Origin of the sequence: Streptomyces sp. Q6, from assembly GCF_036967205.1 — a bacterium.
GTDB classification, from domain to species: Bacteria; Actinomycetota; Actinomycetes; order Streptomycetales; family Streptomycetaceae; genus Streptomyces; species Streptomyces citrinus.
Map to the genome: position 1 here is coordinate 1,394,126 of NZ_CP146022.1, position 26,551 is coordinate 1,420,676.

The 26,551-nt window shown below is 71.0% G+C and carries 23 protein-coding genes and 2 pseudogenes; 3 read left to right on the plus strand and 22 right to left on the minus strand.

Annotated features, from left to right (window positions below; all coding sequences use genetic code 11):
- Positions 1–33: 33 nt before the first annotated feature.
- Positions 34–606, minus strand: a complete 573-nt coding sequence (gene pyrR / locus V2W30_RS06595) for a bifunctional pyr operon transcriptional regulator/uracil phosphoribosyltransferase PyrR (RefSeq protein WP_338694406.1) — start codon at positions 604–606, stop codon at positions 34–36.
- 243 nt (positions 607–849) lie between these two features.
- Here pyrR and bldD point away from each other — a divergent pair, with 243 nt between their 5' ends.
- The gene (bldD, locus tag V2W30_RS06600; protein WP_338694408.1) at positions 850–1,350 is read left to right on the plus strand and encodes a transcriptional regulator BldD; all 501 of its coding nucleotides are present in this window, start codon (positions 850–852) and stop codon (positions 1,348–1,350) included.
- Between the two features lie 81 nt (positions 1,351–1,431).
- Here the strand turns inward: bldD and V2W30_RS06605 are convergent, their stop codons facing one another.
- The 15 genes and pseudogenes from V2W30_RS06605 to V2W30_RS06675 form a co-directional block, all read right to left on the minus strand.
- Positions 1,432–2,877, minus strand: a complete 1,446-nt coding sequence (locus V2W30_RS06605; RefSeq protein ID WP_338694410.1) for a pyridoxal phosphate-dependent decarboxylase family protein — start codon at positions 2,875–2,877, stop codon at positions 1,432–1,434.
- The gene (locus tag V2W30_RS06610) at positions 2,874–4,250 is read right to left on the minus strand and encodes an MFS transporter (protein ID WP_338694412.1); all 1,377 of its coding nucleotides are present in this window, start codon (positions 4,248–4,250) and stop codon (positions 2,874–2,876) included. The genes V2W30_RS06605 and V2W30_RS06610 overlap by 4 nt, the downstream gene beginning before the upstream one ends.
- Before the next feature lie 100 nt (positions 4,251–4,350).
- Positions 4,351–4,785: a transcription antitermination factor NusB gene (gene nusB, locus V2W30_RS06615; RefSeq protein ID WP_338694413.1), complete on the minus strand. Its 435-nt coding sequence runs from the start codon at positions 4,783–4,785 to the stop codon at positions 4,351–4,353.
- Between the two features lie 2 nt (positions 4,786–4,787).
- Positions 4,788–5,354, minus strand: a complete 567-nt coding sequence (gene efp / locus V2W30_RS06620; RefSeq protein WP_338694415.1) for an elongation factor P — start codon at positions 5,352–5,354, stop codon at positions 4,788–4,790.
- 60 nt (positions 5,355–5,414) lie between these two features.
- Positions 5,415–6,532 (minus strand): annotated as a pseudogene (locus V2W30_RS06625) (aminopeptidase P family protein).
- 85 nt (positions 6,533–6,617) lie between these two features.
- Positions 6,618–7,432 (minus strand): annotated as a pseudogene (locus tag V2W30_RS06630) (Pro-rich N-terminal domain-containing protein).
- A gap of 134 nt (positions 7,433–7,566) precedes the next feature.
- The gene (aroB, locus tag V2W30_RS06635; RefSeq protein WP_338694416.1) at positions 7,567–8,658 is read right to left on the minus strand and encodes a 3-dehydroquinate synthase; all 1,092 of its coding nucleotides are present in this window, start codon (positions 8,656–8,658) and stop codon (positions 7,567–7,569) included.
- Entirely contained in the window at positions 8,655–9,173 is a 519-nt protein-coding gene (locus tag V2W30_RS06640) for a shikimate kinase (protein WP_338694417.1), read from the minus strand. Before V2W30_RS06640 ends, aroB begins: the two co-directional genes overlap by 4 nt.
- Positions 9,170–10,354: a chorismate synthase gene (gene aroC / locus V2W30_RS06645; protein WP_338694419.1), complete on the minus strand. Its 1,185-nt coding sequence runs from the start codon at positions 10,352–10,354 to the stop codon at positions 9,170–9,172. The genes V2W30_RS06640 and aroC overlap by 4 nt, the downstream gene beginning before the upstream one ends.
- 164 nt (positions 10,355–10,518) lie before the next feature.
- Entirely contained in the window at positions 10,519–11,340 is an 822-nt protein-coding gene (locus tag V2W30_RS06650; protein WP_338694420.1) for a shikimate dehydrogenase, read from the minus strand.
- A complete protein-coding gene (mltG, locus tag V2W30_RS06655; RefSeq protein ID WP_338694421.1) occupies positions 11,340–12,998 on the minus strand; it encodes an endolytic transglycosylase MltG in 1,659 nt (552 codons plus the stop codon). Before mltG ends, V2W30_RS06650 begins: the two co-directional genes overlap by 1 nt.
- Positions 12,999–13,126: 128 nt before the next feature.
- The gene (gene ruvX, locus V2W30_RS06660) at positions 13,127–13,591 is read right to left on the minus strand and encodes a Holliday junction resolvase RuvX (protein WP_338694423.1); all 465 of its coding nucleotides are present in this window, start codon (positions 13,589–13,591) and stop codon (positions 13,127–13,129) included.
- On the minus strand, positions 13,591–16,263 hold the full coding sequence (gene alaS, locus V2W30_RS06665; RefSeq protein ID WP_338694425.1) for an alanine--tRNA ligase: 2,673 nt from the start codon (positions 16,261–16,263) through the stop codon (positions 13,591–13,593). The genes ruvX and alaS overlap by 1 nt, the downstream gene beginning before the upstream one ends.
- Entirely contained in the window at positions 16,263–16,616 is a 354-nt protein-coding gene (locus V2W30_RS06670) for a DUF6167 family protein (RefSeq protein ID WP_338694427.1), read from the minus strand. The genes alaS and V2W30_RS06670 overlap by 1 nt, the downstream gene beginning before the upstream one ends.
- Positions 16,617–16,624: 8 nt before the next feature.
- Entirely contained in the window at positions 16,625–17,080 is a 456-nt protein-coding gene (locus tag V2W30_RS06675; protein WP_338694429.1) for a DUF948 domain-containing protein, read from the minus strand.
- Positions 17,081–17,266: 186 nt separating this feature from the next.
- Here V2W30_RS06675 and V2W30_RS06680 point away from each other — a divergent pair, with 186 nt between their 5' ends.
- Positions 17,267–19,483, plus strand: a complete 2,217-nt coding sequence (locus V2W30_RS06680; protein WP_338694431.1) for an ATP-binding protein — start codon at positions 17,267–17,269, stop codon at positions 19,481–19,483.
- Positions 19,484–19,537: 54 nt separating this feature from the next.
- Here V2W30_RS06680 and rpsD read toward each other — a convergent pair whose 3' ends face one another.
- The 6 genes from rpsD to V2W30_RS06710 all read right to left on the minus strand — a co-directional run bounded on the left by rpsD (position 19,538) and on the right by V2W30_RS06710 (position 25,577).
- Positions 19,538–20,152: a 30S ribosomal protein S4 gene (gene rpsD, locus V2W30_RS06685; RefSeq protein ID WP_018534860.1), complete on the minus strand. Its 615-nt coding sequence runs from the start codon at positions 20,150–20,152 to the stop codon at positions 19,538–19,540.
- A gap of 336 nt (positions 20,153–20,488) precedes the next feature.
- Positions 20,489–21,208: an HNH endonuclease family protein gene (locus V2W30_RS06690; RefSeq protein WP_338694434.1), complete on the minus strand. Its 720-nt coding sequence runs from the start codon at positions 21,206–21,208 to the stop codon at positions 20,489–20,491.
- 155 nt (positions 21,209–21,363) lie between these two features.
- Positions 21,364–22,722, minus strand: coding sequence for a replication-associated recombination protein A (locus tag V2W30_RS06695; protein WP_338694436.1), 1,359 nt, complete (start codon positions 22,720–22,722; stop codon positions 21,364–21,366).
- Positions 22,723–22,767: 45 nt separating this feature from the next.
- Positions 22,768–23,421 (minus strand): vitamin K epoxide reductase family protein, encoded by a 654-nt coding sequence (locus V2W30_RS06700; RefSeq protein WP_338694438.1) that lies wholly within the window; start codon positions 23,419–23,421, stop codon positions 22,768–22,770.
- A gap of 166 nt (positions 23,422–23,587) precedes the next feature.
- The gene (gene hisS / locus V2W30_RS06705) at positions 23,588–24,850 is read right to left on the minus strand and encodes a histidine--tRNA ligase (RefSeq protein WP_338694440.1); all 1,263 of its coding nucleotides are present in this window, start codon (positions 24,848–24,850) and stop codon (positions 23,588–23,590) included.
- Positions 24,851–24,863: 13 nt separating this feature from the next.
- Positions 24,864–25,577: an MBL fold metallo-hydrolase gene (locus V2W30_RS06710; RefSeq protein WP_338694442.1), complete on the minus strand. Its 714-nt coding sequence runs from the start codon at positions 25,575–25,577 to the stop codon at positions 24,864–24,866.
- Positions 25,578–25,725: 148 nt separating this feature from the next.
- On the opposite strand from V2W30_RS06710, the gene V2W30_RS06715 reads away from it, so the two are divergent.
- Complete coding sequence (locus V2W30_RS06715; RefSeq protein ID WP_338694444.1) at positions 25,726–26,523, plus strand: peptidylprolyl isomerase; 798 nt, start codon at positions 25,726–25,728, stop codon at positions 26,521–26,523.
- Positions 26,524–26,551 lie beyond the last annotated feature (28 nt).

Below are 26,551 nucleotides of genomic sequence, written 5' to 3' on the forward strand. Positions count from 1 at the left end.
CGCACGGAGGTACGCGTACGGCGGAAGGGAGTGCTACCGCTCGGCTGCCTGGGTGTCCGGCTTGGCACCGAGCAGCACGGCGTCGCGGCCGTCCTCCTCGGCGAGCTGGACCTTGACCGTCTCCCGCAGCGACGTGGGGAGGTTCTTGCCGACGTAGTCGGCACGGATGGGGAGTTCGCGGTGGCCCCGGTCGACGAGGACCGCGAGCTGCACGGCGCGCGGCCGCCCGATGTCGTTCAGGGCGTCCAGTGCGGCGCGGATGGTGCGGCCGGAGAAGAGCACGTCGTCGACGAGGACGACGAGGCGGCCGTCGATGCCGTCGCCGGGGATCTCGGTCCGGGCGAGTGCGCGCGGCGGGTGCATGCGCAGGTCGTCGCGGTACATCGTGATGTCGAGCGAGCCGACGGGGATGGCGCGGCCGGTGATCTCTTCGAGCTTCTCGGCCAGGCGGCGGGCGAGGAAGACGCCTCGCGTGGGGATGCCCAGGAGGACCACGTCCTCGGCGCCCTTGGCGCGCTCGACGATCTCGTGGGCGATACGGGTCAGCACCCGCGCGATGTCAGGTCCCTCGAGAACGGACCTGGCTCCGGAATTCTGCGTGTCCATAAGAAACGGACCCCCTTCTCCGCCTCACGGGACGGACCTTAAAGGACGTCGGAATTGCGCCATCCACGTTACCAGGCCCTCAACATCGCTGATCACCCCCCTGGAGGTGCGAGAACGCCCGTTTTGGGAGATGGTCGGTACGGACCATTCGGCTTGACGCGGCCAAGTAACGCTGCGTAACCTCACAGTGAGTTACCAGCCACGCGGCGGAGCCGCACAGTGATGCAGTGTCCGGGGAGCTATATGTCCAGCGAATACGCCAAACAGCTCGGGGCGAAGCTCCGTGCGATCCGCACCCAGCAGGGCCTTTCCCTCCACGGCGTCGAGGAGAAGTCCCAGGGACGCTGGAAGGCGGTCGTGGTCGGGTCGTACGAGCGCGGTGACCGTGCCGTGACCGTGCAGCGCCTTGCCGAGCTGGCGGACTTCTACGGCGTGCCGGTGCAGGAGCTGCTGCCGGGCACCACCCCGGGCGGGGCCGCCGAGCCGCCGCCGAAGCTCGTGCTCGACCTGGAGCGCCTGGCCCACGTGCCGCCGGAGAAGGCGGGCCCGTTGCAGCGCTACGCGGCGACGATCCAGTCGCAGCGCGGTGACTACAACGGCAAGGTGCTGTCGATCCGCCAGGACGACCTGCGCACCCTCGCGGTCATCTACGACCAGTCGCCGTCGGTCCTCACCGAGCAGCTGATCAGCTGGGGCGTGCTGGACGCGGACGCGCGGCGTGCGGTGGCGCACGAAGAGGTCTGAGCGAGCTTGTAGCGAAGAAACGTCACAGCCGAAGGGGTGGAGCCGTCCGGCTCCACCCCTTCGGCGTTCCCCGGTGACGACTCACGTCTGGTAGAGCCGCCCGATGACCTCGGGCAACAGCCGTTCGCTCAGTCGCGGCGGCAGTGCCTGGAGAACCGCGAGCACCGGTGCCATCCGCTCGGGCAGCCGGCCGCCCTCGCCGACGCCCGCGAGGGCCAGGGCCACCTCGACCTCTTCCGGCGTCAGCGCGTCGGGATCGAGCCCGGCGGCGGCCTCCACGATCGCCGGGTCGACCCGCACCGGCCCGGCCTCGCGCGCCCGCCCCACCGCCTTCTCCAGTTCGGCGAGCAGCAGCCGTACGGTCTCCTCGCCGGCGACGGCCGCGGTCACCGTCAGATGCAGGTTCGCCGGGGAGGAGCCGAACGCCGGCTGCGGCTGGAGGTACCAGCCGCTCCCCCGCATCTCGTCCGCCACGACGAAGACGTCGAGGTCCGGGTCGTCGGAGGCGACGGCGAGCAGCGACGCCTCGGGGCGGGCGAGCAGGCGCAGCCCCTCGATCCGCCGGACGCCGTCGGCGAGGGTGTGGGTCGCCCGGTGTACGCGCGTCGACAGCGCCGCGTAACCCTCGGAGCCGACGCGCTCCGTCACCGCCCAGGCCGCCGCGAGCGGTCCGGCCGACTTGGTGCCCTGGAGGGTGGAGTTGACGACGGGGTAGCCGGGCCAGGACGCGTGCGCGAACCAGCCGTGGCGGCGCAGCTCGGCGTCCCGGAAGAGCAGGAGCGAGGCGCCCTTCGCCGTGTACGCGTACTTGTGGAGATCGACGGAGAGGGACGTGACACCGGGCACGTTCAGGTCGAACTCCGGTATCTCCGGCGCGTCCTGGGCAAAAGCCTCGGTGCTCGTCCGCAGATGGCCGAGATACCACCCCCCGATGCACGCGTCGACGTGGCAGAGCACCCCGCGCCGCGCCGCCTCGGCCGCCACCTCGCGCACCGGGTCGATGACGCCGTGCGCGTAGGAGGGCGCGGAGACCACGACGAGCGCGGTGCGGTCGGTGAGCGCGGCGCCCATGGCTTCGGGATCCGCCTTGAAGGTGACCGGGTCCACGGGCACGGACACGACCCGGAGGCCGAAGAGTTCGGCGGCCTTGTGGAACGCGGCGTGCGCGGTCTCGGGCAGGACCAGCTCGGGCTCGGTCACACCCCGGACGGCGCGCGCGTGCCGACGTGCCGTGAGGACGGCGAGGAGGCAGCTCTCGGTACCGCCGCTGGTGAAGGTCCCCGCGGTGCCGCCGAGAAGTGCGGTCGCCCTGCGCACCAGGTCGTTCTCCAGCTCCACGACGCTCGGGAACGCGGTCATGTCGAGCCCGTTGACCCCCGCGAAGGCGGCCTGCGCGGCGCTCGCCAGTTCTTCGAGCCCGTCGAGCCCGGAGTCGTACACATAGGCCATCGTGCGTCCGCCGCGTACGGGCAGATCGCCGGCGCGCAGGGCGGCCAGCCGCTGGAGGATCGGGTCGTCGGTCGTCATACGGATTCCTCGTCTCGCTCGGTGGACTCGTGGCGCAGCCGGACCAGCTCGGCCTCGGTGAGGCGGTAGCGGGCCAGCAACGGAATGCTCAGGACAAGGAGCAGCGCCGGCAGGGCGCCGAAGCCGACGACGATCGCGGTGAGCGCCGAGCCCGGCTGGGCGACCCGCTCGTCGGCGTCGGAGGACACGAAGTCGCCGAGGGCGAGCACGAGCCCGAACAGGCCGGGCCCGAGGGCGAGGCCGAGCGTCTCGCCCGCGGTCCACAGTCCGGTGAAGACGCCGGCCCTGCGCCGCCCGCTCCGGTAGGCGTCGGCGGCGATCGCGTCGCCCAGCATCGCCATCGGCAGCATCTGCATGCCCGCGTACCCGACACCGGCCAGGGCCACGGCGACGTACACGAGCGAGGGCGGCAGCTCCCGGCCCGCCGCCGCGCCCAGCGCCCCGGCCAGGAAACACAGCGACGCCCCGACCGCCGCGTTGCGCTTGCCCGTGCGGCGTCCGACGGCGAGCCAGAGCGGCATCGCGAGGAGGGACGGGACGATGAGGCAGGCGAACAGCCAGGTCGTGGCGGACGGCCGGTCGAGGATGTACGTGGCGAAGTACTGGGTGCCCGCGAGCATCAGGCCGGTCGCGGCGGCCTGTACGACGAAGGCGCCGAGCAGCCAGGCGAAGGGGGCGTTGCCGCGGGCGGCGCGCAGTTGCGCGCGCAGGCTCGGCTCGCTCGTGGTCCGTACGGCGCTCTTCGCGCCGGCGGTCGCGACGACGGCGGCGCACATCCCCACGGCGAGGATCGCGCCGACGACCACGCCCATCAGCCGGTATCCGCCCGCACTCCCCCGGTCGTCGCCGTCGGCCCCGGCGAGCAGCGGCGCGAGCGCCCCGGACAGCAGGATCGCGACCCCGAGGAAGGCCACCCGCCAGGACATGACGCGGGCGCGCTCGTCGGGATCGGCGGTGAGTTCCGCGGGCAGGGCCACGTACGGCACCTGGAAGCAGGCGTACGCGGAGGCCGTGAGCAGGAAGAGCACGGCGACGTACGCGGCGGCGGCCCCGCCTTCGAGGCCCGCGGGCGCCGCGAACATGGCGGCGAAGCAGAGGGGCAGGGTGAGCGCCCCGAGCAGCATCCAGGAGCGGCGCGGGCCGAGGCGGGCGCCGGTGCTGCGGTCGGAGAGGCTGCCTATCCACGGGTTGAGCAGGACGTCCCACGCTTTGGGCAGGAAGACGAGCAGGCCGGCGATGCCCGCGCTCACCCCGAGGACGTCGGTGAGGTAGTAGAGCAGCAGCAGGCCGGGGACGGTGCCGAAGGTGCCGGTGGCGAAGGAGCCGAGGCCGTAGCCGATCCGCACCCTCGACGGGAGACCTGTTGGGGACATGGCCAGAACCTAGTCATGATCCCCGGGAACGCACCAGGCCCGAAGCAGAACAATGTTCATGTTCTGCTTCGGGCCTGCGAAGGTGCTGTGGGCGAGAAGCTCAGGCCTCGTCGCGGCGCAGCGAGGGCTTCAGGTCCTTGAAGCGGGCCAGAAGTCCGTTGATGAACGCCGGTGAATCGTCGGTGGAGAACTCCTTGGCCAGCGAGACGGCCTCGTCGATCACCACGGCGTCCGGGGTCCCGTCGACCCAGACCAGCTCATAGGCGCCGATCCGCACGATGTTGCGGTCCACGACCGGCATCCGGTCGAGGGTCCAGCCGACGGCGTACTGCGAGATGAGGTCGTCGATACGGCGCACCTTGGTGGCGTACCCCTCGACGAGCTCCATCGTGTACTCGCTGACGGGCGGCTGGCGCGTGTCGCTGCGGGAGTGCCGGATCCAGTCCGCGAGGACGACATCGACGGACTCGCCGCGCTGGTCGGCCTCGAAGAGGATCTGGAAGGCGCGCTTACGGGCCGTATTACGGGCAGCCACGGTTAGCTGTTCACCCGGCCGAGGTAGCTGCTGTCACGGGTGTCGACCTTGATCTTCTCGCCCGTGGTGATGAAGAGCGGCACCTGGATCTGGTGGCCGGTCTCCAGCGTGGCGGGCTTGGTGCCACCGGTGGAGCGGTCGCCCTGGACACCCGGCTCGGTCTCCTGGATGACGAGCTCGACGGCGGCCGGCAGCTCGACGAAGAGCACCGAGCCCTCGTGCTGCGCGACGGAGGCGTTGAAGCCCTCGATCAGGAAGTTGGCGGCGTCGCCGACCGCCTTCTTGTCGACGTGCAGCTGGTCGTAGGTCTCCATGTCCATGAAGACGAAGTACTCGCCGTCCATGTAGGAGAACTGCATGTCGCGCTTGTCGATCGTGGCCGTCTCGACCTTGACGCCGGCGTTGAACGTCTTGTCGACGACCTTGCCGGAGAGCACGTTCTTCAGCTTGGTGCGCACGAAGGCCGGGCCCTTGCCGGGCTTGACGTGCTGGAACTCGACGACGGACCAGAGCTGGCCGCCTTCGAGCTTGAGCACCAGGCCGTTCTTGAGGTCGTTCGTGGAAGCCACGGTTGCGGAATCTCCTGGACTGACGTGGACGACCCCGGGGGCACGCGAGCAGCCCGAAGGCTAGAGCGCGAGCAGCTCCTTGGTCGTGATGGTGAGTAGCTCGGGTCCGCCGTCCGCCTCTGGGCGGACGACGAGCGTGTCATCGATCCGGACACCGCCCCGGCCCGGGAGGTGGACCCCCGGTTCGACGGTGACCGGCACACAAGCGTCAAGTTTACCCATGGCCGCGGGGGCGAGCTGCGGGTCCTCGTCGATTTCGAGTCCCACCCCGTGTCCGGTCAGCTGGGCGAGCCCGTCACCGTACCCCGCGGAGTCCAGTACGTGGCGGGCGGCCCGGTCCACCTCACGGCACTCGGCACCGGGCACCAGGGCCTCCCGACCGGCCCGCTGAGCTGCGAAGACAAGGTCGTAGAGCTCGATCTGCCAGTCCGCGGGCGAGGTCCCGATGACGAAGGTGCGACCGATCTCGCTGCGGTATCCGCGATAGGTGGCGCCCAGACACACGGACAGGAAGTCGCCCTCCTCGACCCGGCGGTCGCTGGGCCGGTGCGCGGATCGTCCGGAGTTCGGTCCCGTTCCCACCGACGTCGGGAAGGCGGGCCCGTCGGCACCATGGTCGACAAGTCGACGTTCCAGCTCCAGGGCGAGATGCCGCTCGGTCCGGCCGACGAGGATCGACTCCAGGAGCTCACCGAGTGCCTGGTCGGCGATCTCGGCCGCGATCCTGAGGCAGGAGATCTCCTCCTCGTCCTTGACGAGCCGCAGCTGCTCGACGGCCTTGTTCAGGTCGGTGAGGCGCAGCCGTGGCGCGACGGAGCCGAGCTGGCGGTGGCGGGCCACCGTCAGGTGGTGCTCCTCGACGGCGAGCGAGTCGATGCCCTGGGCCGCGGCCACGTCGGCGGCGGCCACGGCCGGATCACCGGCGGACCCGGCGAGCAGCTGCACCGCAGCTCCTCGTCGGCCCGGCCCTCGTCGGTCTGGCCGCTGGGCGGACGCGCGCACAGCAGGACGTCGCCGCTGCCGCCGATCTCCCGGCCCAGTAGCAGGACCGCGCCGGGCGGCGCCGCGCCGGCGAGATAGCGGACATTGGCGGACCGCGACACGAGGGCGGCCGCGCTGCCACCCGCTGTCGCGCGCTCTCTGAGCCGGTCCCGGCGGGCCGCGTACACCTCTGACATGAGGCCGAGCGTACGAGCGGGCGCGGGAACCGGCCGGTTCAGCGCGTCCGGACGGGCGTCGGGGCGTTCGTTCCCCGGGGTGCGGTCACCACTGGGGTGGGCTGGCGATGGCGCGGGCGAGGACCTCGTCGAGGACCTGCGCGGTGCCGGGCACGTCGAGGCCCGAGTTGTCGATGATGGGCAGCCCCGAGCCGTACCAGCCCGCCATGCGGCCGTGGATCCGGGCGACTTCCTCGTCGGTGAGGCGGCGGTTGCCGCTGCGCTGCGCGTTGCGTTCGAGGACGACCTCGAGCCCGGGGAGCAGGACCACGGGGAGCAGCCCGGGGCCGACGTGCCGCTTCCAGCCGCCGAGCCCGACGACGGGCCGGTCGGGGAAGACGGCGTCGTCGAGGATGCAGGAGATCCCGTTCGCCAGGAAGTTGCGGGCGGCGAAGCCGCAGGTGCGGCGGGCCAGGCGGTACTGGGCCTCGCTGTTGTCGTTCCACCCCGTCTGCGGGTCGGCGAATCCGGAGCGGACCCATTCGCGTACGTCGTCGAGGCTGATGTGGGCCGTCGGGACGCGGCGGCGCTCCGCCCAGAACTTGGCGACGCTCGTCTTGCCGGCGCCGGCCGGGCCGATGAGCAGCACCGCGAGGGTGGTCGCGGTCGGGTCGGCGGGGGCCTGCGCGTGCGGCGGGCTCGGCACGGCGACGGGGCCGCCGGGCGGGAGCTGCACATGACCCGTGGTGTCACGCGCCGGACGCGGGGGCGCGTGCGGCGAGACCGGGGGTGGTGCGGTGCGCCGTTGAAACCCGGTGCGCCCGGGGGCTGCTGCGCCTGGTGCGCTGCCGTCCACGGGGTGCCAGGGCCGTGCCCGGGCTGATGGGGCGGTGGCAGCGGAGACCCCACTGCGTGCTGCATCCGGTGCCACTCCGTCTCGTACAACCGTCGCTGGGGCGCCGACGAACAGGGCGCTACCGAACGGTACCGTCCCCGGCCGACGTTGTGTGAACGGCCGGGGAGGTCGCAAAGTGCCCGAAGCTGAACGAGCGGTGCTATTCGGCCACTTCACCGTAGGCGGCGAGGAGGACGGCCGGGTCGGGACCCTCCAGGACGGTCGGCTTGCCGAGGCCGTCGAGCACGATGAAGCGCAGCAGGTCGCCGCGTGACTTCTTGTCGACCTTCATGTTCTCCAGGAGCTTGGGCCACTGGTCGTAGCGGTAGCTCAGCGGGAGACCGACGGACTCCAGGACGGCGCGGTGCCGGTCGGCGGTCGCGTCGTCCAACCGCCCTGCGAGGCGGCCCAGTTCGGCGGCGAAGTGCATGCCGACGGAGACGGCCGCGCCGTGCCGCCACTTGTAGCGCTCGTTCTTCTCGATGGCGTGGCCGAGGGTGTGCCCGTAGTTGAGGATCTCGCGCAGTCCGGCTTCCTTCAGGTCGCCGGAGACCACCTCGGCCTTGACCTTGATGGACCGTTCGATGAGCTCCGCGGTGTGCGGCCCCGCGGGCGTGCGGGCCGCCTGCGGGTCCTCCTCGATCAGCTCCAGGATCCGCGGGTCGGCGATGAAGCCGGCCTTGATGATCTCGGCGAGCCCGGACACGTAGTCGTGGACCGGGAGCGAGTCGAGGGCGGCCAGGTCGCACAGGACGCCGGCCGGCGGGTGGAAGGCGCCGACGAGGTTCTTGCCCTCGGCGGTGTTGATGCCGGTCTTGCCGCCGACGGCCGCGTCCACCATGGCGAGCACGGTGGTCGGGACGGCGATCCAGCGCACGCCGCGCAGCCAGGTCGCCGCGACGAACCCGGCGACGTCCGTGCTGGCGCCGCCGCCCACACCGACGATGACGTCGGAGCGCGTGAAGTTCGACTGCCCGAGCGCCTTCCAGCAGTAGGCGGCGACCTCGGCGGTCTTCGCCTCCTCCGCGTTCGGGATCTGGATGGCGATGGCCTCGTAGCCCTGGTCGGCGAGGTCGGCACGGAGCGCCTCGCCGGTCTCGGCGAGGGCCTCGGGGTGCACGACGGCGACCCGCTTCACCCGGTCGCCGATCAACGCGCCCAGTTCGCCCAGGAGTTGACGCCCCACCAGGACCTCGTACGGGTCGGTGCCGGCGGTGCCGCCGACCTGGATGCGCGTGACGTTCTCGCTCATGCCTGCTTCAACTCCAGTGCGTCGAGGACGGCTTGGGCGACCTCGTCGGGGGTGCGGCCGTCGGTGGCGACGACCACCCGGGCGACCTCGGTGTACAGATGCCGGCGCGCGTCCATCAACTCCCGCCACTGCTTACGGGGGTTGACGGCCAGCAGCGGCCGCGCGGCGTTCAGACCGGTCCGCTTGGCGGCCTCCTCGACGTCCATCGACAGGTAGACGACGTGGTGACCGGCGAGCAGTGCGCGGGTGTCGGCGTCGAGGATCGCGCCGCCGCCGAGCGCGAGGACGCCCTCGTGCTCGGCGATCGCGGCGGCGACGGCGGCCTTCTCCAGGGCGCGGAAGTGCGCCTCGCCCTCGTCGACGAAGATGTCCGCGATCGTCCGGCCCTGCGCGGTGACGATGTCGCCGTCGGTGTCCCGGAACGCGCAGCCGAGACGCTCCGCGAGCAGTTCGCCCACGGTCGACTTGCCCACGCCCATCGGGCCTACGAGGACGACTTCCGGTCCGCCGCTCACCGGATCTGGAGGTTGTCGAGGTACGAGGTGACGTTGCGCCGGGTCTCCGGCACGCTGTCGCCACCGAACTTCTCGGCCACGGCGTCCGCGAGGACCAGCGCGACCATGGCCTCGGCCACGATGCCCGCGGCCGGAACGGCGGAGACGTCCGAGCGCTGGTGGTGCGCCTGCGCCGCCTCGCCCGTCGTCACGTCGACCGTCTTGAGCGCGCGCGGCACGGTCGCGATCGGCTTCATCGCGGCCCGCACCCGCAGCAGCTCACCCGTGGTGAGCCCGCCCTCGGTGCCGCCCGCGCGCCCGGAGACGCGGCGGATGCCCTCGGGGGTGTTCACGATCTCGTCGTGCGCCTGCGAGCCCGGCACCCGGGCCAGCTCGAAGCCGTCACCGATCTCGACTCCCTTGATCGCCTGGATGCCCATGAGGGCGCCGGCGAGACGGGCGTCGAGCTTGCGGTCCCAGTGCACGTGCGAGCCGAGGCCCACCGGCACGCCGTAGGCGAGCACCTCGACGACGCCGCCCAGCGTGTCGCCGTCCTTGTGGGCCTGGTCGACCTCGGCCACCATCTGCTTCGACGCGTCCGCGTCCAGGCAGCGCAGCGGGTCGGCGTCGAGCTTCTCCACGTCGGCCGGCGTCGGGTACACGCCCTGCGGCGCCTTCACCGAGCACAGCTCGACGACGTGGGAGACGATCTCGATCCCGGCGGTCTCCTTCAGGTACGACCGCGCGATCGCGCCCAGCGCCACGCGGGCGGCCGTCTCACGGGCCGAGGCCCGCTCCAGGACCGGTCGCGCCTCGTCGAACCCGTACTTCTGCATGCCCGCCAGGTCGGCGTGACCGGGCCGCGGCCGGGTCAGCGGCGCGTTGCGGGCGAGGCCGTCGAGGATCTCGGGGTCGACGGGGTCGGCCGACATGACCTGCTCCCACTTCGGCCACTCGGTGTTGCCCACCATGACCGCGACCGGGGAACCCATCGTCAGGCCGTGCCGCACGCCACCCAGGAAGGTGACCTTGTCCTGCTCGAACTTCATCCGCGCCCCGCGGCCATAGCCGAGGCGCCGCCGGGCCAGGTGGTCCGCCACCATCTCCGTGGTGATCGGAACGCCGGCGGGAAGTCCCTCCAGCGTCGCGACGAGTGCGGGGCCGTGCGACTCCCCCGCGGTCAGCCAGCGCAACCTGCTCAACGGTGCTCCTCATGCTCGCGCTCTGTACGGCTCGGCGGGCGCGGCTACGGGTGCGCGGCCCGGCCCACCGTGTATCCCCTGATCCTCCCATGCCGCGCGGGGCGGCCGTCGCGCTGTCCGGTGTGCGGACGTGCGGTGAGACGGGGAACACGCGGGACGTGCGCTCAGAGCGCCGCGAGACCCGCCGCGCGCATCGCGGCGAGCACCGGCCGCGTGTCGCCGGTGAACTGCTCGAACTGGAAGACCGCCTGGTGCACGAGCAGGTCGAGGCCACTGAGCACCGGGCCGCTCCGCGCCTGCCAGGCCGCGGCGAGCGGCGTCGGCCAGGGGTCGTAGACCACGTCGAAGAGCGTGCCCACCCGCGCGGGCACCTCGGCGACCAGGTGGTCGGTACCGCCCTTGGGCGTCGTCGAGATCACCAGCGGAGCCTCGAAGGCCCCCGCCGCGTCGGACCAGCTCGCCGTGCGCACGGGCACACCGAGTCGCTCGCCCCAGCCCCGCATCTCGTCGGCCCGCCGCTCGCTGCGTACGTACGCGACGACCTCGCCGGTGCAGACCCGTGCGAGGGCGGCGAGCGCCGAGGACGCGGTGGCGCCCGCGCCGAGGATCGCCGCGGACTCGACCTTCTCGACACCGCGCTCGTGCAGCGCGGCGACGAGCCCGGGGATGTCGGTGTTGTCGCCGGTCCTGCGCCCGTCGGCGTGGAACACCACGGTGTTCACGGTCTCGACGGACGCCGCGGTGTCCGTGATCCCGTCGAGCAGCGGGATCACCGCCCGCTTGAGCGGCATCGTCAGCGAGAGCCCGGCCCACTCGGGCCCGAGTCCGGCGAAGAACCCGGGCAGCGCGTCCTCGTCGACGTCGAACCGGTCGTAGGTCCAGTCGCCGTCGAGCCCCAGCGCCGCGTAGGCGGCCGTGTGCAGTTGGGGCGAGAGGGAGTGGGCGATGGGCGACCCGAGTACGGCCGCCCTGCGCTTGTGTGCCATCAGTCGTTGTTCCTCGACGCGTTCCACTCGTCGACCAGCTTCTGGTGTTCGGCGTTGGTCTTGGTGAACTTGCTGGTCTTGCCGTCCATCGAGATGAAGTAGTACCAGCCGTCGTCCGTCGGATCGAGGGCGCCCTTGAGGGCTTCCTCGCCGGGGTTGCCGATCGGACCGGGCGGCAGGCCCTTGTAGTAGTACGTGTTGTAAGGGTTGTCGTACTTGCGCAGCTCCGAGAGGCCCAGATCGATCTTGCTCTGGCCCTTCACGTAGTTGTACGTGGAGTCGAACTCCAGCATGCCGTTGGTCTGCGCGTTGCCCGGCTTGAGGCGGTTGTAGACGACCTCGGCCATCTTGCGGAAGTCGTCGTGGCTGGTGCCCTCGGCCTGCGCGAGGCTGGCGACGGTGAGCAGCTGCCACGGCCCGTCGAGGCCCAGGCTCTTCGCCCTGGACCCGAGGTCGAGTTCCTCGTACTTGTCGTCGGCACGCTCGACCATGTCCTTCAGGACGGCTTCGGGCTTCATGCCCTTGGCGGCCGCGTAGCTCGACGGGTAGAGGAAGCCTTCGAGCGGGTCCTTCAGGTTGGCGTGCTTCTCGGCCCAGTCGGGCAGGCCGAGGTTCTTGTACTCCTTCTTCGCCACGTCGGCCGTGGTGCCCTCGGGCACCTTCAGCTTGGCGTCGATGAGCTTGTAGATCGCGGCGTTGCGCGTGCCCTCGGGGATGGTGAGGTTGGCGCGGCTCTTCGGACTGAGTAGGAGATCCACCGCGCTCGACGCGGACATCTCCTTCTGGAGCACGTAGGCGCCGGCCTGGATCGACTTGCCGTCGGGGTTAGACGACTGCGCGGCCACGAAGGCGTCGACGCTCTGTACGACGCCGGCGGCCTTGAGCCGCTGGCCGATGGTGTAGCCGTCGGCGCCCTTGTCGATGACGACGGTGACGGTCTCACCGTTGCCCGCACCCGCGTAGTCCGGCGCCGCGCCGAAACGATCCTGGTAGAACTGGTAACCGAAGTACCCGACCCCGCCGACACCGCCCGCGAAGATCACCGTGAGCACGAGGCACGCGCAGCCACTGCGACGTTTCTTCGGTTTCTTGCCGCCGCGGCCCCGACGGCCGCCCCGGCCCTCGTCATCGTCGTCCTCGTCGCCGCCACCGCCGAAGAACGCGTGTTCGCCCTGGTCGGGGCCCGCGTCCCACTCCGTCTGCTCCGGCTCGGGCGCACGGCGACGGCCGGGCGGCTCCGGCGGCGGATAGGCGCCGGGGGTGTTGTAGTAGTCCGGCTGTTCGCCGCCGTACGCGGCGTTCTGGCCGGTGTTGTACGGGTCCATGGGGTCGGAGCCGTAGGGGACCTGACCGTGCGCGCCGGTGTTGTCCCAGCCCTGGCCCTGCTGTCCGCCGTACGACTGCTGCCCGTAGCCGGGGTCCTGGCCGTGGCCGGGGTCCTGCCCGTAACCGTGGCCCGGATCCTGCCCGTAGCCGGGCTGCTGACCCGTGCCCCAGTCACCGCTGTAGGCCTGCTGCGGCTGCTGCGGGTCGTACTGCCCCTGGCCGCCGTAGGCAGGCTGGCCGTGCTCGGCCTGCTGCCCCCACCCCTGGTCCCCGTACAACGGGTCCTGAGGGTGCCACGGTTCGGAGCCTTGGCCCCGGCCATACTCAGTCATCGGTCCCCTACAAGCCGCGAGGCGGGGCAGAGCCCGTGTCCGATCGGGAGGGCAACCGTTCCGCCTCTTGATGCTGTGCGGCGGCTGTTCGAACGCCACCGGTCGCGCGGAACGTTACCGTATCGCGATCAGATGACCACTTCGACGCCCTCGCCCGGTGAATTACCTGACGCCCGTTCGGACTCCAGGGCCTGCTGAAGGATGATGACGGCGGCCGCCTGGTCGATGACAGACCGGCCCTTTTTGGACTTAACGCCGCTGGCGCGCAGGCCCTGACTGGCCGTCACTGTGGTCATCCTCTCGTCCACGAGCCTCACCGGCACGGGCGCGATGCCCCGGGCGAGCTCCTGGGCGAAGCCGCGGACCTTGACGGCGGCCGGACCCTCGCCCCCCTTGAGGGAGCGAGGGAGTCCGACGACGACCTCGATCGGTTCGTACTCCTCGACGAGCTGCTTCAGCCGCCGGTGGGCGGCCGGGACATCGCGTCCCGGCACGGTCTCCACCGGCGTCGCGAGGATCCCGTCGGGGTCGCAGGACGCGACCCCGATCCGGGCGTCCCCGACGTCGATCGCCAACCGGCGGCCTCTGCGCATCAGTTGGCCGTCTCGGAGACCAGGCGCTCGACCGCGTCGATGGCGTCGCCGATGGCGGCCGGGTTCTGGCCGCCGCCCTGCGCGACGTCCGGCTTGCCGCCGCCACCGCCGCCGAGGGTCTTGGCCGCGGTGCGGACCAGGTCACCGGCCTTGAGACCGCGGTCGCGGGCCGCGTCGTTCGTCGCGATGACCGTGAGCGGCTTGCCGTTGACCGTCGTGAAGAGCGCGACCACGGCGGCGCGGCCGCCCTGGATGCGGCCCCGCACGTCGAGGACCAGCTTGCGCAGGTCGTCGGCGCCCGTGCCGTCCGGCACCTGGCCGGTGACCAGGGCGACGCCGCGTACGTCCTTGGCGGAGTCGGCGAGACCGGCGGCGGCCTGGAGGACCTTCTCCGCGCGGAACTTCTCGATCTCCTTCTCGGCGTCCTTGAGCTTGCCGAGCATCGACGAGATCTTCTCGGGCAGCTCCTCGGCGCGGCCCTTGACCAGCTCCTGGAGCTGGGCGACGACCGTGTGCTCCTTGGCGAGGAAGTTGTACGCGTCGACGCCGACCAGGGCCTCGATACGGCGCACGCCCGAGCCGATGGACGACTCGCCGAGCAGCTTCACCAGGCCGAGCTGGGCGGTGTTGTGCACGTGCGTGCCGCCGCACAGCTCCTTGGAGAAGTCGCCGATGGTGACGACGCGGACGCGCTCGCCGTACTTCTCGCCGAACTCGGCGATGGCGCCCTGCTTCTTGGCGTCGTCGATCGACATGACCTCGGCCTGCACGTCGAGCTCGCGCGCCAGGACCTCGTTGATCTTCTGCTCGACGTCCGTCATCACGGCCGTGGGCACGGCGGACGGCGAACCGAAGTCGAAGCGGAAGCGGCCCGGCTGGTTCTCCGAACCGGCCTGCGCGGCCGTCGGGCCGAGCGCGTCGCGCAGCGCCTGGTGCGTGAGGTGCGTGGCGGAGTGGGCGCGGGCGATGGCGCGGCGCCGGGTGACGTCGATGATCGCCTGGGCCGGGGCGCCGACCGTGACCTCGCCGACCTGGACGACGCCCTTGTGGACGTAGACGCCGGGGACCGGCTTCTGGCAGTCGCGGACCTCGACGACCGCGCCGTTGTCCAGCTTGATGCGGCCGGTGTCGCCGATCTGGCCGCCGCCCTCGGCGTAGAAGGGGGTGCGGTCGAGGACGACCTCGACCTCGTCGCCCTCGGTGGCGGCGGGCGAGGAGACGCCGTTGACCAGCAGGCCGACGACACGGGACTCGCTGTCCGTCGAGGTGTAGCCGATGAAGTCGGTGGCACCCGCGGCGTCCGCGATCTCGCGGTACGCGCCGACGTTGGCGTGACCGGTCTTCTTGGCCTGGGCGTCCGCCTTGGCGCGCTCCCGCTGCTCCTTCATCAGGCGCCGGAAGCCGTCCTCGTCCACGGACAGGCCCTGCTCGGCGGCCATCTCCAGGGTGAGGTCGATCGGGAAGCCCCACGTGTCGTGGAGCAGGAACGCCTTGTCACCGGCGAGGACCGACTTGCCGGCGGCCTTCGTCTCGGTGACGGCGGTGTCCAGGATGTTCGTGCCGCCCTTGAGGGCCTTGAGGAACGCGGCCTCCTCGGCGAGCGCGACCGTCTCGATGCGCTTGCGGTCGGAGATCAGCTCCGGGTACTGGAGGCCCATCGTGTCGATCACGACGTCGAGCAGCTCCTGCACGACGGGACCGGTGGCGCCCATGAGGCGCATGTTGCGGATGGCGCGGCGCATGATGCGGCGCAGCACGTAGCCGCGGCCCTCGTTGCCGGGCGTGACGCCGTCGCCGATGAGCATCGTCGACGTCCGCATGTGGTCGGCGACGACGCGCAGCGAGACGTCCGAGTCGTGCTGGGCGCCGTAGCGGACACCGGTCAGCTCGGTGGCCTTGTCGATGACGACGCGCAGGGTGTCCGTCTCGTACATGTTCTGTACGCCCTGGAGGATCATCGCGAGACGCTCGAGGCCGAGACCCGTGTCGATGTTCTTCGACGGCAGGTCGCCGAGGATCTCGAAGTCCTCCTTGCCGATGCCCTGGCCGCGCTCGTACTGCATGAAGACCAGGTTCCAGATCTCCACGTACCGCTCGTCGTTGACGGCGGGGCCGCCCTCGGCGCCGAACTCCGGGCCGCGGTCGTAGTTGATCTCGGAGCAGGGACCGCAGGGGCCCGGGACGCCCATGGACCAGAAGTTGTCCTTCTTGCCCAGGCGCTGGATGCGCTCCTTCGGGACGCCGACGACCTCGTGCCAGATGCGCTCGGCCTCGTCGTCGTCCAGGTACACGGTGATCCAGAGCTTCTCCGGCTCCAGGCCGTAGCCACCGTCCGCCACGGAGCTGGTGAGCAGCTCCCAGGCGTACTTGATGGCGCCTTCCTTGAAGTAGTCGCCGAAGGAGAAGTTGCCGCACATCTGGAAGAACGTGCCGTGGCGGGTCGTCTTGCCGACCTCTTCGATGTCCGGCGTGCGCACGCACTTCTGCACCGAGGTGGCTCGCGGCGCGGGCGGCTTGACCTCGCCGAGGAAGTACGGCTTGAACGGGACCATGCCCGCGGGGACGAGCAGCAGAGTCGGGTCGTCCGCGATGAGCGACGCCGAGGGCACGACCTTGTGGCCACGCTCCTCGAAGAAGCTCAGCCAGCGGCGACGGATTTCAGCCGACTCCATCAGTGGTCCTCATTCCGGTTGTTGTACTCGATGTACGTGGGTTGCTTGGTGTTCTCGGGGTGCTTCGCGGTGAAGGCGCTCTCGACGGCCGCGAGGCGGCGCGGTGCGGGGAGTTCGGGATCCACCGCCCCGTTCAGGCCCAGCGCGTCGCCGAGTTGGGCCTCGCGCTCCGCCATGTTGTCGCGGACGTCGAGGGCGAAGTCCTTGAGCTTGTGGCCCGCTTCGACCGCCTTGGTGGCGGCCTGGGCGGCGAGGCTCTCCGGCGTCAGCTGCTTGAGCTTGCGGTTGACCTTGGTGGTGGCCCATACGCCGGCGGCTGCGCCCGCGGTGAACCAGAACGTACGGCGGAACATCGCTGGGTTCAGTCCCTCTTATTCCGGTCGGCCCGGCCGTTCCGCTTCGCGCGGCGCGACTGCGGGACCGCGCGGCCCACGATCACGGTACGACGGGTCTGCTTGGCGGGCACGTCCTTGCCCCGGCCACCGATGGCCCGGCGCACGCCGTAGCCGAACGCGGCCACCTTGACCAGGGGGCCGCCGAAGGTGGAGGCCACGGTGGAGGAGAGCGCCGAGGCGTTCGACGTGACTTCCTGGACGTCCGACGCGATGGCGTCGACGCGGTCGATCTGGGTCTGCGCGGAGCGCACGGCGTCGGAGGCGTCGGCCAGGAGCGGGACGGCCTGCTCGGTCACGTCCGCGACGAGCTTGGTGGTCGCCCTGAGCGTCTGGGCCAGCCTCGCGAGCGCCACCGCGAGGAAGGAGACCAGGATCGCCCAGAAGACAGCCACCAGGATCCCGGCCACCTCTCCACCGGACACTTGGCACCGCTCCCTGTTCTTGCCGTTCTTGCTTGCCTGTTCACCGCTTGTCGACCATCGAAAAAGTCGTCCTCCGACCCTATCGCGCCCCGCCCCGCGCTTCTTACCGCATTCTGCTCGCGCGCGGGCGCACTTCGACCGGAGCGATTGTACGGACTGCGTACGGATGAGTACGCTCCGTACCTCATGCGACGCTCTTTGCGCCCCGACGACCCCCACGACGTCCGGACCGGCCCCCCGCGGCCCGGCAACCTCCCCCACGAACTGAACCGTTTCGTCGGTCGTGCCGCCGAGGTCGCCGAACTGGTCGGCGCGCTCGGCTCCGCCCGTCTGCTCACCGTGACCGGGGCGGGTGGCGTGGGCAAGTCACGCTTCGCGGCGCACGCCGTCGCACAGGTGCCCGCCGATCTGCGACGGGACGGCGTGTGGCGGGTGGACCTGTCGACGGTGCGCCAGCCGGAACTCGTCGAGCACACGCTCGTCGAGGCGCTCGACCTCACCGACCACACCACGCGCCCGCCGCGCCGGGTCCTGGTGGACCATCTCGCCGAGCGTCAACTCCTGCTCGTCCTCGACGGGTTCGAGCACGTCGTCGACGCGTGCGCCCCTCTCGTACGGGACCTGCTGCGCGCGGCGCCGGGTCTGCGGGTCGTCGCGGTGGGCCGCAGGCCGCTGCGGCTCGACGGTGAGCGCCTGTTCCCGCTCGCGCCGCTGCCGGTCGCCGACGCGGCCGAGCTGTTCGCGGACCGGGCGGCGGCGCTGCTGCCCGGCTTCCGGCTGAGCGGCGACAACCTGGTGGACGTCCTGGAGGTGTGCCGGCGCCTGGACGGGCTGCCGCTCGCGGTGGAGCTGGCGGCGGCGCGGCTGCGGGCCCTGTCGCCCGCCCAGCTGATGGAGCGGCTCGACGACCGGTTCCGGCTGCTCAAGGGCGGGGTCCGGGACGCGCTGCCGCGCCATCAGACGCTGCGGACGGCGATCGGCTGGAGCCATGAGCTGTGCACGGCGCAGGAGCGGCTGCTGTGGGCGCGCCTCTCGGTCTTCTCCGGCCAGTTCGACCTGGAGGCGGCCGAGTACATCTGCGGCGGCCAGGGTCTGCACACGGAGCAGGTCCTGGACGTGCTGCACGAACTGCTCGCGCAGTCCGTGGTGATCCGCGAGGAGTCGGCCGCCGGGGTCCGCTACCGCATGCTGGACACGGTCCGGGCGTACGGGGCGGAGTGGCTGGACAGTGTCGGCGACACGGACCGGATGCGGCGCCGGCACCGCGACTGGTACATGGGGCTCGCCACCTGGTGCGAGCTGGACTGGTTCTCCGCGCGGCAGGCCGAGGTGGCGGCCCGGATCGACGCGGAGCTGCCGAATCTGCGAGCGGCCCTGGAGTACTGCCTCACCGAACCGGGAGAGGCGCATCTGGGCCAGTACCTGGCGGGGACGCTGTGGTTCTACTGGGCGGGCTGCGGGCGCCTCGCGGAGGGCCGCCACTGGCTGGACCGCAGCGTCGACCTGGACCGGGACCTCGCGGGCGAACCCGGCGAGTACGCGGACTCCCGGCTCAAGGCGCTGTGGGTGCTCGGTTACGTGGCGATCCTCCAGGGCGACGCCGTGCCCGCGCTCGCCGCGCTCCAGGAGTGCCACGACGAGGCGGAGCGCACCGCGAACCCGACGGCACTGGCGTACGCCGTGCACCGCACCGGCTGTCTGGCCCTGGTCACGGACGACATGCCGCGCGCCGAGCAGCTGCTGCGCGACGCCCTCGCCCGCTACCGCGAGATCGGCGAGCTGAACAGCAATGTGCTGATGGGGCAGGTGGAGCTGGCGATGGCCGTCGCGTTCCAGGGCGATCTGACGGAGGCCGTGGCGCTGTGCGAGGACGTGCGGCAGGTGTGCGAGGACCACGGGGAGCGCTGGACCCGGGCGTACGCGCTCTATGTCCTCGCCTACGCGGCGTGGGCCGACGGCGATCTCGCGCGGGCGCGCAAGCTCCTTGAGGAGTGCCTGGTGATCGGGCACCAGTTCCACGATCTGCTGGGCACGGTCCTGGCCGTCGAGCTGCTCGCGCTGGTGACGACCGTGGAGGGCGACGCGGCGGAGGCCGCGGTGCTTCAGGGCGCGGCGGGCCGGATCTGGCCCTCGGTGGGGCTGCCGCTGTTCGGCTCGGGCTACTACAGCGTGCCGCACGAGCGGTGCGAGGAGCGGGCCCGGGAGGATCTGGGCGACGCCCGCTTCGACGAACTGGCGCGCACCGGCGAGCGGTTGGGGCACGACGAGGCCGTGGCCCGCGCGCTGGGCCGCGGCGAGCGGCAGCACGTGGCGAAGGTCCCGCGGGCGGCCCGGCCGAGTGCGGCGGGAAAACGCGAACCCGCCGCCTCCCCCACCCGCAAGGGCGGGGAGACGACGGGCTGAAACGCAGGTGAGACTACGTCCGCTCTCCGGTGAAGGAGACTCCGGTGAGGGAGATCAGCGGGCGTAGTACTCGACGACGAGCTGCTCGTCGCAGATCACGGGGATCTCCTTGCGGTTCGGGTCACGGTCCAGACGGAAGGCCAGGGCCTTCAGGTTCACCTGGAGGTAACGCGGGGTCTCGCCCTCGGGGGCGAAGCCACCCTCACGCGCGACCTGGAACAGCGGCTTCTCGCGGCTGCGCTCGCGGACCATCACGACGTCGTCGGGACGGACACGGAACGAGGGCTTGTCGACCTTCTGGCCGTTGACCTCGATGTGGCCGTGGACGACCATCTGGCGCGACTGGTAGATCGTGCGGGCGATGCCCGAACGCAGCAGCAGCGCGTCCAGACGACGCTCGAGCTCGATGACCAGGGCCTCGCCGGTCTTGCCTTCGGCCTTCTTGGCGCGGTCGTAGGCACGGGCCATCTGCTTCTCGCTGATGTCGTACTGCGCGCGCAGACGCTGCTTCTCGAGCAGACGGACCTTGTAGTCCGAGTTCTGCTTGCGGCCACGGCCGTGCTCGCCCGGCGGGTAGGGGCGGGCCTCGAAGTACTTGACGGCCTTCGGGGTCAGCGCGATGCCGAGGGCACGCGACTTCTTGACCTTGGGGCGGGACTGGTTCGCCATGAACCAAACACCTCATATTTCTGATGCGAATACGGCTTCACCAGGGTTTGGGAGGTCGCATCCGCAGCCCGGGAAACCCGTCCATCGCGAGGATGGAGAGGCAGCCGCTCCCGGATCTGGGCACATACGTGCAGCACGCGAGTGGCCCACCGACCGATTCCCGGGAACCGGGAGGGTGGTGGGCTGCCCGCGACACCTTCGAAGGTGCGCGACGCTCCTGGATCCCCTGTGCCTTGCGGTTCGGGGGATCCGGCTGAATGATCCGCTCTGGTGACGCCCTGTCTCCCTTTCGGGACACCGGGCACGGATCACAGCACTCGCGGAAGTCTACCGGATCTATCGGGGGCAGGTCGCCAGCAGGTCCTGGAGCGCCAGTTTCTCGGGGGCCGTGACGGTGAGCGCGTACTTGTGCTTGATCCCGGTCCAGCGGCGGCCGTACTCGCACCAGAAGCCCCGGTTCGGCGGCTTCCACCGGTCGGGCGTCCAGCTGCTCTTCTCGTAGTTGGCCGTCTTGTCGGCGGCGAGCAGCACGTCCAGGTCATTGGCGTACGTGAGCCGCTTCCGAGGTGTCCAGGCCCAGGCCCCGGCGCGCCAGGCGGCGCCGAGGGCCACGACGTGGTCGCTCTGGATCTGCGACGCGCGGCGGTAGGAGTACGGCAGGTCCTTGCCGGTGTACGGGTCGTGGAGCGTGCCGGAGATCACCACGCACGGGTTGCGGTCGCCCTCGCGCAGGTCGCTGAGGTCGCGGCGCAGGACGTCGTCCCGGGTGTCGCAGCCGTTGCGCCCGCCCGGGGCGTCCACGTCGTCGCTCCATCCGTCGCCGAACGCGCTGCGCCGGTACGTCTGCCAGTTCTTGCCCCGGGCGACGGTGAGGGCGGCGAGCTGGTCGCGGGCGGTGGCGGCGTCCGGCGGGAATCCCTTGCCGGCGAGGGCCCGCGGGGGCGCGGTGCTGCCGGTGCTCCGGGGCGCTGCGCGGTCCAGCTGGGGCGGGGTGCACGCCGCGACGGCCATGACGAGCAGGGCCCCGGCGATGTGTGTCGCGTGCGGCGCGCCCATGCGGTGAGCGTAGGCCCGCGGCGTGGGGAGCGCCCGTCGAGTCTCGGAGCCGGACGAAGGCTGAGCGCCGCTCCCACAGGGACGCGGGGAACTGCGCGACCGGCCACGACGCGACCCGCGGCCGCCGGCGAGACACCAGCGGGGCGGGCGGACGCTCACGCGCCCCCGTCGCCGCGCAGCCGCTCGCGGACCCGCTCCACCACATCCGCGTACCGCGCCTCCGCCCCGTACCGCGTCGGCTCGTAGTAGCGGCGCCCGGCGATCGCGTCCGGCGCGTACTGCTGCGCCGCGATGCCACCGGGGACGTCGTGCGGGTACACGTACCCCTGCGCGTGGCCGAGCTTGGCGGCGCCCTTGTAGTGGCCGTCGCGCAGATGGGCCGGGACCGCACCGGCGAGGCCCTTGCGGACGTCCTCCATGGCGGCGCCGATCGCCGTCGTCGCCGCGTTCGACTTCGGGGCCAGGGCGAGGGCGATCGTCGCGTGGCTGAGGGTCAGCGCGGCCTCCGGGAAGCCGATCATCGCGACGGCCTGGGCGGCGGCGACCGCCGTGGGCAGGGCCGTGGGGTCGGCGAGGCCGATGTCCTCGCTCGCGGAGATCATCAGTCGGCGCGCGATGAAGCGCGGGTCCTCACCGGCCTCGATCATGCGGGCCAGGTAGTGCAGGGCCGCGTCGACGTCCGAGCCCCGGATGGACTTGATGAGGGCGCTCGCCACGTCGTAGTGCTGGTCGCCGTCACGGTCGTACGTGACCGCCGCGCGGTTGACCGACTCCTCGACGCTTTCGAGGCTGATGGACTCCTCGCCCTTGTCGAAGGCCGCTCCGGCCGCCGCCTCCAGGGCGGTGAGGGCCCGGCGGGCGTCGCCGCCGGCCACCCGCAGCAGGTGCTCCTCGGCGTCCGTGTCGAGCCCCAGCGCGCCGTCCAGGCCGCGCTCCTCGGTGAGCGCCCGCGCGAGCAGGCTCCGCAGGTCGTCGTCCGTGAGCGGTTCGAGGGTGAGGAGCAGGGAGCGGGACAGCAGCGGAGAGATCACCGAGAAGTACGGGTTCTCCGTCGTCGCCGCGATCAGCGTCACCCAGCGGTTCTCCACCGCGGGCAGCAGGGAGTCCTGCTGGGCCTTGCTGAAGCGGTGGATCTCGTCGAGGAAGAGGACGGTGTCCTTGCCGTGACCGCCAAGCGCGCGGCGGGCGCCCTCGATGACGGCGCGTACTTCCTTGACGCCCGCGGTGATCGCGGACAGCTCCACGAACCGCTTGTTCGTGGCCTTGGAGACCACGTAGGCGAGAGTCGTCTTTCCGATGCCGGGCGGGCCCCACAGGATCACCGACGAGACACCCGCCGGGCCGGAGGCGCCCTCGCCGACGAGGCGGCGCAGCGGCGCTCCCGGCTTCAGGAGGTGCTGCTGGCCCACCACCTCGTCGAGGGTGCGGGGGCGCATCCGTACGGCCAGGGGGCTCGCGGACGGGTCCTTCTCCTGGCGTTCTTCGGCTGCGGCGGTGAACAGATCGGGTTCCACGCCCAAAACCCTAAGTCACGCCACTGACAACGCCGCGGGCGCAGGTCACGCCCAGAGGGCGTCGCCCCAGCGCGTGAAGATCAGTACGGCGATGATGCCGATGTGCACGACCGGCAGCGCCCAGGTGAAGTCCTCGAAGAACGTCTTGACGGGGCGGGGCACCGGCAGGAAGTCGTTGCGGATGTTGAACGACGTGACGTACCAGAACATCAGGATCGTGGCGACCCAGGCCAGGCAGCACCACAGGCACAGCGCGTTGATCCGGTACAGGGACTGGAACATCAGCCAGGTCACGAAGCCGACGCCGAACAGGCAGCCCGCGTTGAAGGTGAGCCAGTACCAGCGCGGGAAGCGGGCGCGGGCCAGCAGGCTCATGCCGACGCAGATCACGATGCCGTAGCAGACGAGGCCGAGCATCGGGTTCGGGAAGCCGAAGGCGGCGGCCTGCTTGCTCTCCATGATGCTGCCGCAGGAGATGACCGGGTTGATGCTGCACCCCGGCGTGAAGGTCTTCCCCTCGACCTTGTATTCGAGGATCTTGAACTTGTCGAGCGTGATGACCCACGCGGCGAGCAGCCCCGCCGCTCCGGTGATCACCAGCAGCAGCCCGAACGCTCGGCTCCCGCCGACGGTCCGAGGGCTGTCGTCGCTCCCGGCGTCGCGGGACAGGCTGTCGCTTGCTGTCGTCGTCTTGCTCATCACGCCGATCCGTCGCTGAGGGGGCCTTGGGCACGGTCATTCTGCCGTACGCACCCAGGTGTCCACCGTTCGATGGACATAAGGAGGTACGCCCGCGGGCCCCGCGGTGTTCGGCCGGTCGCGCGGTTCCGTCCCCGTGCGGGGAGCCGCGCGACCGGCCGGAGCCTCAGCCCAGCCTGGCGCGGAGCACCTCGACGACCTCGTCCACCGGCACGCCCACCTGCTCGCCGGACTCCATGTCCTTGAGCTGCACGACCCCCTCGGCGAGATCCCGCTCACCGGCGACGAGCGTGAAGCGCGCGCCGCTGCGGTTGGCGTTCTTCATGGCGCCCTTGAGGCCCTTGCCGCCGAACGAGAAGTCCGCGGAGACGCCCGCCCGGCGCAGCTCGGTCACCTTGGAGAACAGGACTCGGCGCGCCTCGTCGCCGAGCGGCACCGCGAACACGCTCGTGGTGGACGGGAGCCGAAGCTCCACGCCCTCCGCCTCCAGGGCCAGGACCGTGCGGTCCACGCCGAGCGCCCAGCCGACCGACGGCAGCGAGGGGCCGCCGATCATCTCGGAGAGACCGTCGTAGCGGCCACCGCCGCCCACCGCGGACTGCGAACCGAGACCGTCGTGGACGAACTCGAAGGTCGTACGGGTGTAGTAGTCGAGGCCGCGGACCAGCTTCTCGTCGTCCTCGAAAACAACGCCCTCGGCGACGAGCAGTTCACGCACCTGCTCGTGGTACGCCTTGCACGCGTCGCACAGGTAGTCGCGCAGCGAGGGCGCGCCGACGAGCTGCTTCTGGACGTCCGGCCGCTTGTCGTCGAGGACGCGCAGCGGGTTGATGTCCGCGCGGCGCAGCGTCTCCTCGTCGAGGTCGAGCCCGCGCAGGAACTCCTGGAGCGCGGCCCGGTAGACGGGACGGCACTCCTTGTCGCCCAGCGAGTTCAGCAGGATGCGGAAGTCGCGCAGGCCGAGCGAGCGGTACGCCTGGTCGGCCAGGATGATCAACTCGGCGTCCAGGGCCGGGTCCTCGGCACCGATCGCCTCGGCACCGACCTGCGAGAAGTGGCGGTAGCGGCCCTTCTGGGGGCGCTCGTAGCGGTAGTACGAGCCCGAGTACCAGAGCTTGACCGGGAGGTTGCCCGCCTTGTGCAGGTTGGCCTCCAGAGCCGCGCGCAGCACGGAGGCGGTGCCCTCGGGGCGCAGGGCGAGCCTGTCGCCGCCCTTGGTCTCGAACGCGTACATCTCCTTGGTCACGATGTCGGTGGACTCACCGACACCGCGTGCGAACAGTTCGACGTTCTCGAAGCCGGGCGTCTCGACGTAGCCGTAGCCGGAGTTGCGCAGCGGCGTGGAGATCGCGTCGCGCACCGCGAGGTACGTCGCGGAGACCGGCGGCAGCAGGTCGTACGTGCCCTTGGGGGCCTGAAAGGTGCTCACGGAAACTGTCTCTTCACATTCCTCGTCGGGGGGCCTTGGGCGAGTCCCCCTGGCCGGTGGCGGCCACCTGCCGCAGATACGGGTTGGTGGCGCGCTCCTGGCCGATGGTCGTCTGGGAGCCGTGTCCGGACAGGACCACGGTCGAGTCGTCGAGCGGCAGGCACACGCGGGCCAGCGATTCGAGCATGTCGTCCATGGAGCCGCCGGGAAGGTCGGTGCGTCCGATGGAGCCGGCGAACAACAGGTCGCCCGAGAAGAAGACGGACGGGATGTCCGACGCCTCGGGCATCCGGAACGTCACCGACCCCTTGGTATGGCCGGGCGCGTGCGCGACGGAGAAGTCGAGTCCGGCGAGCCTCAGCGCGGCGCCGTCGCTCAGCTCCCGTACGTCGTCGGGCTCCCCCACGGTCAGCTCGCCCATGAGCGGCATCCCGATCGAGCGGCCGAGGGCCTTCTCCGGGTCGCTCATCATGTAGCGGTCCTCGGGGTGGATCCACGCCGGCACGTCGTGCGCTCCGCAGACCGGGACGACCGAGGCGACGTGGTCGATGTGCCCGTGCGTGAGAACGACCGCGACCGGCTTGAGCCGGTGCTTCCTGAGCGCTTCCTCGACGCCTTCGGTGGCCTGGTGGCCGGGGTCGATGATCACGCACTCCTCACCCGCGGCGGGGGCGACCAGATAACAATTGGTGCCCCAGGCCCCTGCGGGGAACCCGGCAATCAGCACGATCGTCCTTCGTATGTCGTCGTAACAAGGGAATGCGGCAGATCAGAGCCTACCGGCGCTGCCGATTCCACAGCGAACCCATATACGGTACGGGGCACCATCAGACGGCCCGCACACAAGGTCACGAGACGTACGAGGAGAACACCCGGTGGTCAGCAAGGATCAGCGGCAGCGTCAGCTCGCCCGGGAGAAGTTCCTGCGCCAGCAGCAGCGGCGCGAGGCCGCGCGCAGCAAGGCGCGCACCCGCAACATCGTGATCGCCTCGGTGCTCGCGGTGGCCGTCCTGGGGTCGGGCGCCGCGTATGCCGCCGGAGCCTTCAAGAGCGACGACAAGTCGAGCACGGCCGGCGCCGACGCGAGCGCGAGCCCGAGCCCGAGCGCCTCCGCGTCGGAGAAGCCCGAGCCGAAGATGACCGTCGACAAGAAGGCGAAGTACACCTTCACGCTGAAGACGAACCGCGGCGCCATGGCGATCGCCATGGACGCGGCCAAGACGCCGCACACGGTCAACTCGTTCAAGTACCTCGCCGACAAGGGCTTCTTCGACAAGACGAAGTGCCACCGCCTCACCACCGAGGGCATCTACGTCCTCCAGTGCGGCGACCCCGAGGGCACCGGCGCGGGCGGTCCGGGCTACACGATCCCGGACGAGAACCTGAAGGCGCTCGGCAAGGCCGGCAAGGACGGCTCGGTGACGTACCCGGCCGGGACCGTCGCGATGGCGAACACGGGCCAGGCGCACACCGGCGGCAGCCAGTTCTTCCTCGTCTACAAGGACAGCAAGCTCCCGCCGTCGTACACGCCGTTCGGCACGCTGGACGCGGCCGGGCTCACGGCGGTCAAGGACGTCGCGAAGTCGGGTGTGGCCGCCGGTGGCCAGAGCGCGTCCGACGGTGCCCCGAAGAAGGGCGTCGACGTCACGACCGCGACCGTGACCAAGAACTGACCTGCCTGCTGCCAAACTTCGGTCGCGC